The organism is Amycolatopsis sp. cg9, assembly GCF_041346945.1.
Taxonomy (GTDB): Bacteria; Actinomycetota; Actinomycetes; order Mycobacteriales; family Pseudonocardiaceae; genus Amycolatopsis.
This window is the reverse complement of the sequence record NZ_CP166850.1, coordinates 999,428-1,012,400: the sequence shown is the minus strand read 5'-3', so window position 1 is coordinate 1,012,400 and position 12,973 is coordinate 999,428. Positions and strand designations below refer to the sequence as shown.

Sequence of the window (12,973 nt, the reverse complement as noted above, 5' to 3'; positions counted from 1 at the left end):
CGTACCCGGTGTGCGGTAAACAGGGGCATGGACAACACCGTCATCCGATCGGGCGATCCCGGGGACGTCGACACCTTGCTGGGCTTCTTCGACGAAGCCGTCGAATGGCTGGTCGCGCGGGGCAGCTCGAAGCAGTGGGGCGCCGAGCCGTGGAGCCGCGTCCCGAAGCGCGTCGAACGCGTCAAGGGCATGGCCGCCGACCCGGGGCTGCGCATCGCGGTGGTCGACGGCGAACCGGCCGGCGCGCTGATCGTGTCGGAGGAGCACGACCCGCACGTGCCGGCGGTTAACGAGCGTGAACTGTACGTCCGGCTGCTGATCACGTCGCGGCGGTTCACCGGGCGGCGTGTCGGCGGGCGGCTCGTCGAGTACGCGCTCGACGAGGCGCGGCGGCGCGGCATCGACCTCGTGCGCGTCGACTGCTGGGCCGGCGGCGACGGTGCCTTACAGCGTTACTACGAGAGCCAGGGCTTCAAGCCGACCGTGCGGTTCAACGTCGAGGAGTGGGTCGGGCAGGTCCTGGAGCAACGCGTGGGGTAGCGCGATCGCGGGCCAGGGGTGACACTGTTGACACTGCGCCAACAGACGAAGGAGTCGCCATGGCCGAGGAGCTCGCGGGCAAGGTCGTCGTCATCACCGGCGGCGGGCAGGGGATCGGCGCGGCGACCGCGTCGGCGCTGTCCCGCCTGGGCGCGAAGGTGGTGATCGGCGACCTCGACCAGGTCAGGGCCGAGAAAACCGCCGGCGAGCTGGACGCCGAAGCGCTGCCGCTGGACGTCACCGACATCCGCGGCTTCACCGAGTTCCTCGACGAGGTCGAGCGCCGCCACGGCCGCATCGACGTGCTGGTCAACAACGCCGGGATCATGCCGCTGGCGCACCTCGAGGAAGAGAGCGACGCGACGACCCGGCGTCAGCTGGAGATCAACCTGCACGCCGTCATCCACGGCACCCGCGAAGCGATGAAGCGGATGCGGCCGCGGCGGTCCGGGCACATCGTCAACGTCGCTTCCTTCGCGGGCAAGGCCGGATTCCCGGGCGCGGCGACGTACTGCGCGACGAAGCACGCCGTCGTCGGGCTGTCCGAGGCGGTGCACCTGGAGCTGCACGGATCCGGCGTGCACATCTCGTGCGTGATGCCGGCGATCGTCCGGACCGAGCTCGCGAGTGGCCTCGGCGAGGCGAAGCTGTTCAAGTCTTCGCGTCCGGAAGATGTGGCCGACGCCATCGTATCCACGCTGCGCAAGCCTCGTTTCGAGGTCTTCGTGCCCCGGTCCGTGGGAACTATGGGCAAGCTCACCCGGCTGCTCCCGCGGCGGGCAGGCGAAGCACTCGCCCGTGCGTTGAAAGCGGACCAGCTTTTGGCTTCAGCGGCCCATTCCCCGGCTCGCGCGGAGTACGAGGCGCGGGCGGCGGAAAGCGCGCCCGGAGCGTCCCAGGAGTAACTCGGACGGCCTAGCGACTGTCCGATTTGGACGTGGGCGGTGTTGAGTCCACCGGGCTGACCGGGCAAGATTGACCGGAAGTGCCCGGGGACGTCGCAGGAGGCTTTCGAAATGGTTTCACCGCCCGCACGGCTCGCCGCCGCGGCGTCGAACGTGGTCGGCAAGGTGCTGCACGGCGGTGTCGCCGACCTGCGCCCGATGCCGCGGGTGCTGGTCGACCAAGGCCCCAACCGCTCGCTGTACCGGATGACGCACAGCAGCCGCCCCGTGTCCGGGCCGCCGATCCTGCTAGTGCCGCCGCTGGCCGCGCCGGCCATCTGCTTCGACCTGCGCCGCGGCTGCAGCCTCATCGAGCACCTGGTCGAGGGCGGCCGAAACGCCTACCTCGTCGACTACGGCATGGTCGCGTTCTCCGACCGGCGCCTGGGCATCGAGCACTGGATCGACGAGGTCCTGCCGCGCGCGATCCGCAAGGTCAGCCAGGATTCGGGCGGCCAGGACGTCCACCTGGTGTCGTGGTCCCTCGGCGGCATCTTCTCGCTGCTGGTGAACGCGGACCAGCCGGACCTCCCGATCGCGTCGATCACCGCGATCGGCTCACCGGTGGACTTCACGGCGATCCCGATCGTGGCGCCGTTCCGCCCGCTGGTCGACCTGACGAACGGCCACCTGTTGACGCCGATCTACCGCGCGTTCGGCGGCGCACCGTCCTATTTGGTCAGCCGCGTGTTCCGCGCGACGGGCATCAGCAAGGAGATCACGAAGCCGATCGCGATCCTGAAGAACCTCGACGACCGCGACTACCTCGCGCAGATCGAGGCGGTCGACCACTTCATGAGCAACATGTACGCCTACCCCGGGCGCACGTTCGGCCAGCTGTACCACCGGTTGTTCCGCACGAACGACCTGGCCGAGGGCAAGGTGGACCTCAACGGGCGCATCATCTCGCTCTCGGCGGTGCGCGTGCCGACGCTGGTGGTGGCGGGCGAGAACGACACGATCGCGCCGCGGCCGTCGGTGGAGCGGGTGGTGGAACTGCTGGACAAGGCCCCGGAGGTCCGCTTCAAGACCGCGCCGGGCGGCCACCTCGGCGTCCTGACCGGCCGCAAGGCCCGCGGCACGACGTGGCGCTACCTGGACGAGTTCCTCGACGACCAGGCCGCCGCCTCAGCCGACTAGGTCGATCTCGAACGGCTCGGCCGCGCTGTAGCGCACGTCCGCCCACACCGCGCCCGGCACGCCATAGCGCCGATGCGAAGTCAGCTTCGCGTCGTACCCCGGCACTTCACCGGGGTTGTGCCCGATCCCCGCGCGGTCCGATCCCCACGCGAAGATGGCCGGTACCCACAAGGGTTTCGCCGAGCCGTCGCCGCCCAGCCGCGGCCGGACGACGATCGCCGCGCCCACGCTGCCGGACAGGAAGACGCGCACGGTGTGCTCCCCGTCGTCGGGCGGTGTGACGGTGATGCGTTCGAGGATTTCGACTTCCGCGCCGAGCACGCCGGCGCCGGCGGGATTGGCGGCGCGCTCGCGCAGCCACCCGGTGTCGATGCCGACGGGATCGATCTTGCGGCCGACGGGCAGGCAGACGTCCCGGTGGCCGGCGTAGCGCTCGACCCCGCGCGACATGTACCGCAGCAGCGCGGCGACGAGCTTCGGGTAGGCGTCCCGCTGCGCGTCCGTCCAGCCACCGGCACCGGCGGACTCCGCTTCGATGCCGAGGAATTCGTCGTTGACGTCGAGGAACCCGAGCCACCGCGACGCACCGGCGTGGTAGGCGCACCCGGCGGCGACGACGTAGATCGTCCCGCTGCGCCCGAGCCCGAGGTTGCACAACGGCCCGGCGAGGTCGGCGCGCCCGCGGGTGACGATGTCGAGCGAGGGGTAGTCCCCGGGCGCGGAATCGGCGGTGGCGGTGTGGTGCCCGACCACCCCTTCGACGACGCGCATGCCGCCGTGCCCCCGGGTTTGCCACCCGGGCACCTCGACCACGGGATAACCGGTGCTGCGAGCGGCGTCGACGAGCCAGGGAACGTACACCGCTCAGCCCTCCGGCACGTCGTCGTAGGCGCCGGATTCGGCTTCGGTGTCGGGCGCGTGCGGATCCGCGATCCGCTCGGCGAGCGCGGCGCGGGCTTCGCCGAGGTTCTTCGGGCTCTGCCGATCGGCGTCCCAGCCTTCGGCGTCCCATTCCTGCGGTGACTTGATCGGGGTGTCATCCCCGGGCCCGTGCACGACGGCACCGGCGAGGAGCGTGGTCTCGATGTGTTCGGTCACGATCGGCCTCCGGCACCCCAGGGTACCGGAGACCGGCCGCCCGCGACCTACTTCAGTTCGGCGGAAGACTTGCCCAAGACGCGCCGAGCCACGATCAGCTGCTGGATCTGCTGCGTCCCCTCGAAAATGTCCAGGATCTTGGCGTCCCGAGCCCACTTTTCGAGCAAAGACTCTTCGCCGTAGGCACCGGTCAGTTCGACGCACTTCAGCGCGATCTCCACCACCGAACGCCCGGCTTTCGCCTTCGCCATCGATGCCTGCAGCGAGTTCGGCTTCCGGTTGTCCGCCATCCACGCGGATTCCAGCGTCAGCAGGTAAGCCGACTCGTAATCCGCTTCCAGGCGGAGGAATTCCGCCGCCGCCGCGTGCTGCGTGTTCGCCGGCCGGTCGTAGTCGATGGTGACGCCGGCCGCGGTCAGGATCTCGCGCGTCTCCTCCAGCGCCGCCCGGGCCACGCCGATCGCCATCGCCGCCACCAGGGGGCGGGTGTTGTCGAACGTCTGCATGACGCCCGCGAAGCCCTTGGCCGTGTCGATTTCCGGCGTGCCCAGCAGGTTTTCCGCCGGGACGCGGCAGTTTTCGAAGCGCAGCACCGCCGTGTCGGAGGCGCGGATGCCGAGCTTGTGCTCGACGCGCACCACCTCGAAGCCCGGTGTGCCCTTCTCCACCACGAACGACTTGATCGCCGCGCGGCCCTTGGACTTGTCCAGCGTCGCCCACACCACCACGGCGTCCGCGCGCTCGCCCGACGTCACGAAGATCTTCTCGCCGTTCAGGACGTAGTGGTCGCCGTCGAGGCGGGCCGTCGTGCTGACCGCGGCCGAGTCCGAGCCGAACGACGGTTCGGTGATCGCCATCGCCGCCCACATGCCGGAGAAGCGCTCCAGCTGTTCGTCGGTCGCCACCGAGCCGATAGCCGCGTTGCCGAGGCCCTGGCGGGGCATCGAGAGCAGCAGCCCGACGTCGCCCCAGCACATCTCGATCGTGCCGAGGACCACGTTCAGGTTGGCGCCGTTGCGGTTCCCCTTCTCCTCCTTGTCGGAGCCGGAACGGCGGACGCCCGCCGCGCCCGCGCCGCCCTCGCCGGAGGAGTTGAGGCCGTCCAGCAGCGCCGCGAACATGTCCAGCTCGGCGGGGTACGTGTGCTCCGCGCGGTCGTACTTGCGCGAGATCGGCCGGAACACCTCGGCCGCGGCCTGGTACGCCTGGTTGATCAGCGCGCCGGCCTTCTTGGGAGCTTCCAGGTTGATCATGAGTCAAAGCCCTTTCTAAAGAAGGACGGCGCCTTCCATGACGCCGATGGCGCGCAGGTCGCGGTACCAGCGCTCGACCGGGTGCTCCTTGACGAAGCCGTGCCCGCCGAGCAGCTGCACCCCCGCGTTGCCGATCTGCATGCCCTTGTCCACGGCCAGCTTCCGGGCCAGCGCGACTTCCCGCGCGTACGGCTTGCCCTGCTCGGCGCGGGCCGCGGCGCGCAGCGTGACCAGGCGCAGGCCCTCCAGCTCGATCGCGATGTCGGCGACCGAGAACGCCACCGCCTGCCGGTGGCTGATCGGCTCGCCGAACGCCACCCGCTCGTTGACGTAGGGGACGACGTAGTCGAGGACGGCCTTCGCGGTGCCGGCGGCCAGCGCCGCCCAGCCCAGCCGCGAAAGCCGGACGAGGTCGGTGAAGACGTCGAGCTTGCCGCCGCCGAGCAGCGCGCCCGCGGGCAGGTTGACGTGATCGAGGTGCAGCTTGCCGGTCGCGGCGCCGCGCAGGCCCATCGCCGGCTCGGCCTCGATGGTCACCCCGGCGTTCGACGACTCGACCAGGAACAGCGCCGGGCCGCGGCCTTCGAGGTCGGCCGACACGATGAACAGCTCCGCCTGCGCCGCGCGCGGGACCAGCGACTTCACCCCGTCGAGCTGGTAGCCCTTCGGCGTGCGGCGCGCCTTCGTCGCGGGCTTGAACGGGTCATAGAGCGCTTTCTGCTCCTGCAGCGCCAGCGCCGCGGCGGGGACGTTCTCGCCGACGAACGCGGGCAGGTAGTCCGCCTGCTGCTGCTCGTCACCCCAGCTGACCAGCGCGGTGCTGACCGCGGACGGCGCGAGCACGGCGACGGCCAGGCCCAGGTCGCCGTGCGCCAGTGCTTCCGCGACGAGCGCGTTGGTCACGACCGAGCGCTCGGTGCCGACGCCGCCGAGCTCCTCGGGGATGCCGACCAGGCTGATGCCCAGCTCGGCGGCCCGGCTCAGCAGGCCCTCGGGCGCCTCGAGCTTGGCGTCGGCGTCCGCGGCGGCCGGCCGCAGCTGCTCGGCGGCGAACTCCGTCACCGTCTCGACGATGAGCTGCTGGTCCTCGCTCGGCGTGAGGTCGAACAGCCCCGTGTCGGCGGACGGTGCGAGCCGGGCGGGCTTGCCCAGCTTCTGCACCGACTTGAACGACCGGGTCGCCGCGCCGGCGACGCGGAAGCCGTTGCGAGTCCCCGCGGTGACCAGGTCCTCGAGCGGCTTGCGCAGCCCCGCTCGGTCGACGACCTTGCTCCCGGCCAGCCGGGTCAGCGCGGACAGGCCCCAGCCCATCGCGTCCCGTTTCCTTGGCGCAGCCATGTGGCCCTCCATCCCGTTACCTACTCGCCAGTAGGTTAACCCGGGATGCTGCGCCGCGCCAGTGCAGGGTTGACCTTACGACGTAAGACGGGTCGACATCTCCCACAGCTCCCGCGCGCCGGCGTGCGCCTTACGCTGTACGAGGCGAGGCTGCTCGCCGTTGCGCCCGCCCGGCCCGACGTAGGCGTTGCCGGGGACGTCCTCGGTCGCGGCGAACAGTATCGGCAGCGCGCCGTACTCGGGCCTCTTCTGGGTGATCAGCGGGTAGAGCGCCTTCAACGCGATGGCCTGCACGCCCCCGAAGTGCCGGTCGATCCCGGTGCGTGCGACGCCGGGGTGGGCGACGACGGCCCGGACGGCGCTCCCGGACTCGGTCAGCCGGCGCTGCAGCTCCTGCGTGAACAGCAGGTTCGCCAGCTTCGACTGGTTGTACGCGCCCAGCGCGGAGTAGCGGCGGTGCGCCCAGTTCAGGTCGTCGAGACGGAGCCGTCCCATCCGCGCGAGGTTGGACGAGACGGTGACGACCCGGCCGGTGAGGTGTGGCAGGAGCAGGTTCGTCAGCAGGAACGGGCCGAAGTGGTTGACGCCCATGTGCGTCTCGAAGCCGTCCGCGGTCTTCGCGTACGGCACGGCCATCACGCCCGCGTTGTTGATCAGGACGTCGAGGGCGCCGGACCAGCCGCCGGCGAACTCCCGCACCGACGCCAGGTCGGCGAGGTCGAGGCGCCGGACCTCGGTGTCACCCGGCGGCGGCGTGACGCGGGCGGGGTCGCGGACGGCGAGGACGACGCGGCCGCCCCGGGCGGCGAGCTCGCGGGCGGCGATGGCGCCGAGGCCACTGCCGGCCCCGGTGATCAGGTACGTGGTCATGGCGTTCAGCGTCGTTGTCCGGACAGGGGCGCGGCAGAGCGCGCCGATCGGGGGATCGGCGATCCCTGGGTGAGCGGGGTGCGAGCGTCGATAATCGGGACCGTGAACCGCGCCGAGCTCGCCGACTTCCTGCGCCGCCGCCGGGAGGCCCTGCGCCCGGACGACGTCGGGCTGCCGCCCGGGCAGCGCCGCCGCACGTCCGGGCTGCGCCGCGAGGAAGTCGCGACGCTCTCGGGGATGTCCACCGACTACTACACGCGGCTGGAGCAGCAGCGCGGGCCGCGGCCGTCGGAGCAGATGCTCGCCGCGATCGCCCGCGGCCTGCGCCTGACGCTCGACGAGCGCGACCACCTGTTCCGGCTGGCCGGGCACACCGCACCGAGCCGCGTGTCGCGCGCCGACCACGTCAGCCCGGCGCTGCTGCGCGTGCTGGACCGGCTGCACGACACGCCCGCGCAGGTGATGTCGAACCTCGGCGAGACGCTCGTGCAGAACCCGCAGGCCCGGGCGCTGCTCGGCGACGAGACCGGCCACACCGGGCCGGCGCGCAGCGCAAGTTATCGGTGGTTCACCGACCCGGCGGAACAGCTGCTCTACCCGCCGCCGGACCGCGCGCGCCACGGCCGGTTCCTGGTCGCGAGCCTGCGGGCGGCCAGCGCGAGCGACACCCGGGCCGCCGACCTCGCGCGGCTGCTGGCGGCGAAGAGCGGGGACTTCGCGCGGCTCTGGGAAGCGCACGAAGTCGCGGTGCCGTTCGAGCGCCGCAAGACGCTCGTGCACCCGGGCCTCGGCGAGATCGCGCTCGACTGCCAGCTGCTCTTCACCGACGACCTCGCGCAGGTGCTCCTGGTGTTCACGGCCACGCCCGGCACCGAGGACGCCGAGAAGCTGCGGCTGCTGTCGGTCGTCGGCCCGGAGCTACTGTGAGTGCGCGGCGTGCACCTGCTTGCGCCACTCGGCGAACCGCAAGCGCTCGAAGCCGATGAGTCCGAGCACGACCGCGGCGACGATCAGCAGCAGCGCCGCGGCGGCAACGTGCTCCAGCAGCGGCGTTGCCGCGACCAGCAGCACACCGACGACCAGCCGCTGGTGGTTCCAGCTGCCCAGGTTGCGCCGGCGCAGCGCGCTCAGCGCGATCAGGTAGAGCCCGAGCCCGCCTGTCAGCGTCCAGATCGGCACCCCGTGCAGCGCTTCGCCCGGCGAGTGGTGCTCGGTGTCGGCGATGTAGAGGAAGGCCTTCTTCAGCCCGAGCGCGACGAGCACGATCCCGGCGATCAGCGGCAGGTGCAGGAACGTGTAGGAGTCGGTGGCGAGCTTCGTGCGCTCGGTGCCGGTGGCCTGGGTGAGCCGGTGCTCGGACACGCGCGCGACGACGTCGAAGTAGGTCCACCACATCCCCGCGGCCAGCGCCAGCCCGCACACGGCCGCGCCGGCGACCAGCCACGACATCGGCAGCGACCCGATCCCGATGCCGATCGCGACGATCGACTCGCCGAGCGCGATGATCACGATCAGCCCGAACCGCTCGGCGAAGTGCGCGGGCGCGTTCAGCCGCCACCCCTCGGGCCCGGCGAGGTAGACGTTGAGGTAGTCGGCCAGCAGCGCGGCGACCCACAGCCCCAGCTGCCACGGCCCGCTCAGCGCCGTGCCCACGGCCAGCAGCCCGACGCTCGGCAGCAGCCCGACGAACATCTTCAGCAGCACCCGCCGCAGCCCCGGGTCGTGCTTCGCCGCGCCCAGGTAGGCCACGAGGTGCAGCAGCCGCACGAGCGCGTAGCAGGCGACGAACAGCACGGGCGCGTACAACCCGCCGGGATGGTCGACAAAAGCTTCGGGAATCGTCAGCGACACCAGGAACATCACGGCCATCGCCCCGAACATCGCGAGCCGCGCGATCCCGTGGTCGACGTGGATGGTGTTCCCGAGCCAGGCGTAGGAGCACCAGCACCACCACAGGACGGCGAGCATCGCCAGCCCCTGCCCGACACCGATGGGGCTCAGGTGGTCGGCCATCAGCTGGGTGGTCTGCGTGATGGCGTAGACGAAGACCAGGTCGAAGAAGAGCTCGATGGTGGAGACGCGGTGGTCCTCATCCGCGCTCACCAGGTGCAGGCGTGTCGTGGGCACGCCGAATTATGGCCGCCGCGGCCCCGCACGCGTCGCGTTTCGGGGTAACGCCCTGCGCGAACATGGCCGAGCGTGCATACGTCTGGGACAATGAGTGCGGGACGTGGGGAGGTGGGTCGTGCATTCCTATGCGGCCGCGCTGCACCGGACGATCATGGCCGTGGACGTCGCGGGGTACAACAACCCGAGCCGCACCCTGGCCCACCTGCGCGAAGTCCACGAAGGCCTCTGGCGGGTCCTGCGCACGACGTTCGCCGAAACGGGCATCCCGTGGGACTCCTGCTACGTGGAGAACACCGGCGACGGCGCGATGATCCTGCTGCCCCCGGACATCGCGAAGGCGGACCTGGTCGCCCAGTTCCCGGCCCGCATGCGCGACGAGCTGCGCCGCTACAACCACGTCCACGCGGAGGAAGCCCAGATCCACCTGCGCCTGGCCCTCCACGCGGGCGAAGTGGCAGAAGGCAGCCACGGCCGCGTCAGCAAGGCGGCGAGCTTCACGTTCCGCATCCTCGACGCCCCGGAAGCGAAGGCAGCCCAGAAGGCGGCGAAGGCCGACCTGGCGCTGATCGTGTCGGACCTGGTGTTCCAGGACGTGGTCCGCGAAGACCCGGCCGCCGACCCGGGTTCGTACCACCGGATTCCGGTGAAGGTGAAGCCGGGGGAGCACGCCGCGTGGGCTTGGCTCCGCCTGCTCGGCGCCGTGAACGGGGTAGCCGTCTCCGCCTCGGGCGAAGCGAAGAGCGAGGGGTTCCCGGCGCTGATCGAGGCGTTGCTCGCGGTGCCTTGTGTGCGCAAGGCGGAAAGCCGCCGTTTGTTGCTGGAAATGTTCCCCCGGCGGGAAATCGCCGATGCCGTTCCCTATCACGCCGAGGACCGTCTGCACGTCATCGCGCTCGCCCGGACGTGCGAGCGGTACGCGAGCGGAATGGCCGATCTCCTCGCCGCCATTCGGCTGCTCGACCCGGGATCGCCGCAGGTGGAAAAGGTGGCGGCGCTGGTCGAGACGGAGGCGGGGCGGCCGGTGGGCTGAGTGATGTCCACTTTTTGCCATTCTTCCGCCCGGGTGAATGGGTAAACTCACGATCTTCGGGGGCGCTCCGCGGGGGCGGGAGGTGGTTCGTCAGATGTCCGTGCGGCGAGGCTTGCCCCAGCTCGGGATCGCGATCCGCAAAGCGCTCGTGGACGTCCTCGTGGTGGCGGGCTTCGCCGACGACAAGGCGATCCGCGCGTTGATGGTGGGTGAACTGCGCACCGCGCTCGACCACCCGTTCACCTTTTCGGACCAGCTCGCCGCGCGGGACCAGCTCGTCGAAATCGTCACCGCCTGCGGCCGGCTGGACAACGGGCTCGCCGTACTGGCCGAGGTCCTCGAATTCCTGCGGCCCGGGACGAAGGAGTGCGCGGAGGTGCGGCGGCTGGTGTCCTCCGTGCGGATGCACGACGTCGTACCGGAAGCCGAACAGGAGAAGCTCCACCGCCGGTTGGAGGGGTTCGTCCCGCCCGGGCTCGGCGGGGCCGTCCGCCGCGCCGCGCGGTACGTCGTCCCGCCGCCTTCGTACCCCGACGCCGCCGCGGCGTTCTCCGGCCTTGCGGACTTCAATGCCGCGCGCGGGGAACTGCCGCCCGTGTTGATCTTCGTCGAACTCATCGCTGGGGAATGCGACGAACCGCTCGCCGGCCAGCTGCGGGAATGGTGTTCCGGGCAGGCCCGGCGGCTCCGCCTCGACAAGGCGCTGTCGGAATTGCGTGAAGAAATCGGCGGTACTCCGCCGCCGGAGGGTCGGTTGCACCTGATGATCGTGGTCCGGCCGGACGCGATCGAGCCCGGGCTGTACCAGTTGTCCCACTGGCGGCAGGACGATCCCGGCGAATGGCCACCGCCGTGCGGGGACACCGCACTGGTCCGCGAAGAGGATCTCGAGGAGCGTGTCGACGCTCTGGTCGTCGCGGCGGAAGAGTCCTGGTCGGGTGGGACCGCTGACGTGACACTGGAGTTCGTGCTGCCGAGGGCGTTGTTGAACCTTCCGGTGCATTCGTGGGTCACCGACCGCGGTTCCGGTGTGCCCAAGCCGTTGTACCTCGGGTACCCGACGGTCATTCGTTCACTTGAACGGATGAGTTCCCGCAAATGGCATCGCGTGTGGCGGCGCCGGTGGGAGGTCTTGAGTCGCGATCCGTCGTTCGAACGGGTGTATTTCTGCCCGGCCGGCGTATCCGAAGACAACTATCGGCTCGATGCGATACTGAGCGACGAACAGTGGGTTGTGCTGGTGCTCAGTGAATCGCCGCCGGTCAGCCCCATTTCCGAAGGTGACGAGCTTTTGGCGGCATTGCGCGCGGGCCTGCCGGTGATCGTTTGGCATCCCACGGCCCCTTCGGAAGTCGTGCGCGAAGTGGTAGCCTGGCTTGCCGGTAGTAGTGGCGGATTGGGGGATTTGCCCGCGCGGGCAAGGGAGTCCCGGCTGGATGCACTTCGAAATCCGCCGTCGTCGACGGACGACGGCGTAGTACGCGATCTGGTGGTGCTATGGGACGACCCGAACCGGCTGCTCCCCCTCGCCTAGACCGGCACGGTCCGGCGGGTCGAGGGAGGCGCTGATGAGCGTGACCGAGCATCCCGACAGCCCGCCCGATTGGTGGATCTACCGCGGGACCGGCCGTCCGCTGCAGGACATCCGGCTGGCGGATCGTCTGCCCCCGCCGCCGCCGTGGCGCGACTTCTCGACCCCGGCGTTGCCGGAAGTGGACGTGACCCCACCGGACGACGGTGAAACGGATCGCAAGCTCGGCACCGAACTCAGCTATTCGGCGAGGAACGTCAACCGGCACGAAGTCGACATGGTCAACGCGGCGCTCTACCTGCGGCGCCCGCTGCTGGTCACCGGCCGGCCCGGCAGCGGCAAGTCGAGCCTGGCCTACCGGATCGCGCGGGAGCTGCGCCTCGGCCGCGTGCTGCGCTGGCCGATCACCTCGCACACCACGCTGAAGTCGGGGCTGTACGACTACGACGCCATCGGCCGCGTGCAGGCGGCCGCCGCGCGGCAGACACTGGCCGCGGGCTCGGAACCGGAAGCGCCGCCGATCGGCGAGTTCGTCCGGCTCGCCGAGCTCGGAACCGCCTTCCTGCCACGCCGGCTGCCGCGCGTGCTGCTGGTGGACGAGCTCGACAAGGCGGAGTCCGATCTCCCGCACGACCTGCTGAGCCTGTTCGAAGACGGCGAGTTCCAGGTTCCCGAGCTGGCCCGGGGTGCCCGGCGCTCGGTGCAGGCCGAGGTGTTCACCGCCGATCCGGGCTACACCGCGGTGGTCGAGCACGGCCGGGTCCGGTGCGCGGCGTTCCCCGTCGTCGTCATCACCAGCAACGGCGAGCGGGACTTCCCGCCGGCGTTCCTGCGCCGCTGCCTGCGGCTGGAGACCCGGGAGCCGGACACCGACCAGCTCGCCGCGATGGTGGCCGCGCACGCGCTGGACCCGCAGCGCACGCAGAGTGCGCTGGTCGAAGACTTCGTGACGCGCAGCGCCGCGGTCGGCGGGCTCCCGGCGGACAAGCTGCTGGACGCGGTGTACCTCGCGACGTCCGGCGCCTACCGGCCGGACGACGATTCGTGGCCGCGCCTCGTGGATTCCCTGTGGCGTCAGCTGAATCCGCAGGTGCCGTGA

Annotated in this window: 13 protein-coding genes; 7 read left to right on the top strand and 6 right to left on the bottom strand. The window is 70.7% G+C overall.

Annotated elements, in window-relative coordinates:
- Positions 1–27 precede the first annotated feature (27 nt).
- From AB5J73_RS04360 to AB5J73_RS04350, 3 genes are all read left to right on the top strand, one after another.
- A complete protein-coding gene (locus AB5J73_RS04360; protein ID WP_370968380.1) occupies positions 28–540 on the top strand; it encodes a GNAT family N-acetyltransferase in 513 nt (170 codons plus the stop codon).
- 59 nt (positions 541–599) lie between these two features.
- Positions 600–1,445: an SDR family oxidoreductase gene (locus tag AB5J73_RS04355; RefSeq protein WP_370968378.1), complete on the top strand. Its 846-nt coding sequence runs from the start codon at positions 600–602 to the stop codon at positions 1,443–1,445.
- Positions 1,446–1,556: 111 nt separating this feature from the next.
- The gene (locus AB5J73_RS04350) at positions 1,557–2,624 is read left to right on the top strand and encodes an alpha/beta fold hydrolase (RefSeq protein WP_370968376.1); all 1,068 of its coding nucleotides are present in this window, start codon (positions 1,557–1,559) and stop codon (positions 2,622–2,624) included.
- Here the strand turns inward: AB5J73_RS04350 and AB5J73_RS04345 are convergent.
- The 5 genes from AB5J73_RS04345 to AB5J73_RS04325 all read right to left on the bottom strand — a co-directional run bounded on the left by AB5J73_RS04345 (position 2,613) and on the right by AB5J73_RS04325 (position 7,183).
- A complete protein-coding gene (locus AB5J73_RS04345; RefSeq protein ID WP_370968374.1) occupies positions 2,613–3,485 on the bottom strand; it encodes an N-acetylmuramoyl-L-alanine amidase in 873 nt (290 codons plus the stop codon). The genes AB5J73_RS04350 and AB5J73_RS04345 overlap by 12 nt on opposite strands.
- A gap of 3 nt (positions 3,486–3,488) precedes the next feature.
- Positions 3,489–3,722: a hypothetical protein gene (locus AB5J73_RS04340; protein ID WP_370968372.1), complete on the bottom strand. Its 234-nt coding sequence runs from the start codon at positions 3,720–3,722 to the stop codon at positions 3,489–3,491.
- A gap of 47 nt (positions 3,723–3,769) precedes the next feature.
- The gene (locus AB5J73_RS04335) at positions 3,770–4,975 is read right to left on the bottom strand and encodes an acyl-CoA dehydrogenase family protein (protein WP_370968370.1); all 1,206 of its coding nucleotides are present in this window, start codon (positions 4,973–4,975) and stop codon (positions 3,770–3,772) included.
- A gap of 15 nt (positions 4,976–4,990) precedes the next feature.
- On the bottom strand, positions 4,991–6,286 hold the full coding sequence (locus AB5J73_RS04330) for an acyl-CoA dehydrogenase family protein (RefSeq protein ID WP_370972922.1): 1,296 nt from the start codon (positions 6,284–6,286) through the stop codon (positions 4,991–4,993).
- 102 nt (positions 6,287–6,388) lie between these two features.
- On the bottom strand, positions 6,389–7,183 hold the full coding sequence (locus AB5J73_RS04325) for an SDR family NAD(P)-dependent oxidoreductase (protein WP_370968368.1): 795 nt from the start codon (positions 7,181–7,183) through the stop codon (positions 6,389–6,391).
- A 102-nt stretch (positions 7,184–7,285) separates the two neighbouring features.
- Between AB5J73_RS04325 and AB5J73_RS04320 the strand changes: the two genes are divergently transcribed.
- Positions 7,286–8,110: a helix-turn-helix transcriptional regulator gene (locus AB5J73_RS04320; protein WP_370968366.1), complete on the top strand. Its 825-nt coding sequence runs from the start codon at positions 7,286–7,288 to the stop codon at positions 8,108–8,110.
- On the opposite strand, the gene AB5J73_RS04315 is transcribed toward AB5J73_RS04320, so the two are convergent.
- Entirely contained in the window at positions 8,102–9,310 is a 1,209-nt protein-coding gene (locus AB5J73_RS04315; RefSeq protein WP_370968364.1) for a low temperature requirement protein A, read from the bottom strand. The genes AB5J73_RS04320 and AB5J73_RS04315 overlap by 9 nt on opposite strands.
- Positions 9,311–9,428: 118 nt before the next feature.
- Between AB5J73_RS04315 and AB5J73_RS04310 the strand changes: the two genes are divergently transcribed.
- From AB5J73_RS04310 to AB5J73_RS04300, 3 genes are all read left to right on the top strand, one after another.
- Positions 9,429–10,343, top strand: a complete 915-nt coding sequence (locus AB5J73_RS04310) for a hypothetical protein (RefSeq protein WP_370968362.1) — start codon at positions 9,429–9,431, stop codon at positions 10,341–10,343.
- A gap of 94 nt (positions 10,344–10,437) precedes the next feature.
- Positions 10,438–11,877, top strand: a complete 1,440-nt coding sequence (locus tag AB5J73_RS04305) for a hypothetical protein (RefSeq protein WP_370968360.1) — start codon at positions 10,438–10,440, stop codon at positions 11,875–11,877.
- 34 nt (positions 11,878–11,911) lie between these two features.
- Positions 11,912–12,973 carry an AAA family ATPase gene (locus AB5J73_RS04300; RefSeq protein WP_370968358.1) on the top strand — a complete coding sequence of 354 codons (1,062 nt, stop codon included), beginning with the start codon at positions 11,912–11,914 and terminating at the stop codon, positions 12,971–12,973.

Coding starts and splice junctions, on each gene's coding strand:
- AB5J73_RS04360 (WP_370968380.1), top strand. CDS start 28: ATGGACAACACCGTCATCCGATCGGGCGATCCCGGGGACGTCGACACC.
- AB5J73_RS04355 (WP_370968378.1), top strand. CDS start 600: ATGGCCGAGGAGCTCGCGGGCAAGGTCGTCGTCATCACCGGCGGCGGG.
- AB5J73_RS04350 (WP_370968376.1), top strand. CDS start 1,557: ATGGTTTCACCGCCCGCACGGCTCGCCGCCGCGGCGTCGAACGTGGTC.
- AB5J73_RS04335 (WP_370968370.1), bottom strand. CDS start 4,975: ATGATCAACCTGGAAGCTCCCAAGAAGGCCGGCGCGCTGATCAACCAG.
- AB5J73_RS04330 (WP_370972922.1), bottom strand. CDS start 6,286: ATGGGCTGGGGCCTGTCCGCGCTGACCCGGCTGGCCGGGAGCAAGGTC.
- AB5J73_RS04325 (WP_370968368.1), bottom strand. CDS start 7,183: ATGACCACGTACCTGATCACCGGGGCCGGCAGTGGCCTCGGCGCCATC.
- AB5J73_RS04305 (WP_370968360.1), top strand. CDS start 10,438: ATGTCCGTGCGGCGAGGCTTGCCCCAGCTCGGGATCGCGATCCGCAAA.
- AB5J73_RS04300 (WP_370968358.1), top strand. CDS start 11,912: ATGAGCGTGACCGAGCATCCCGACAGCCCGCCCGATTGGTGGATCTAC.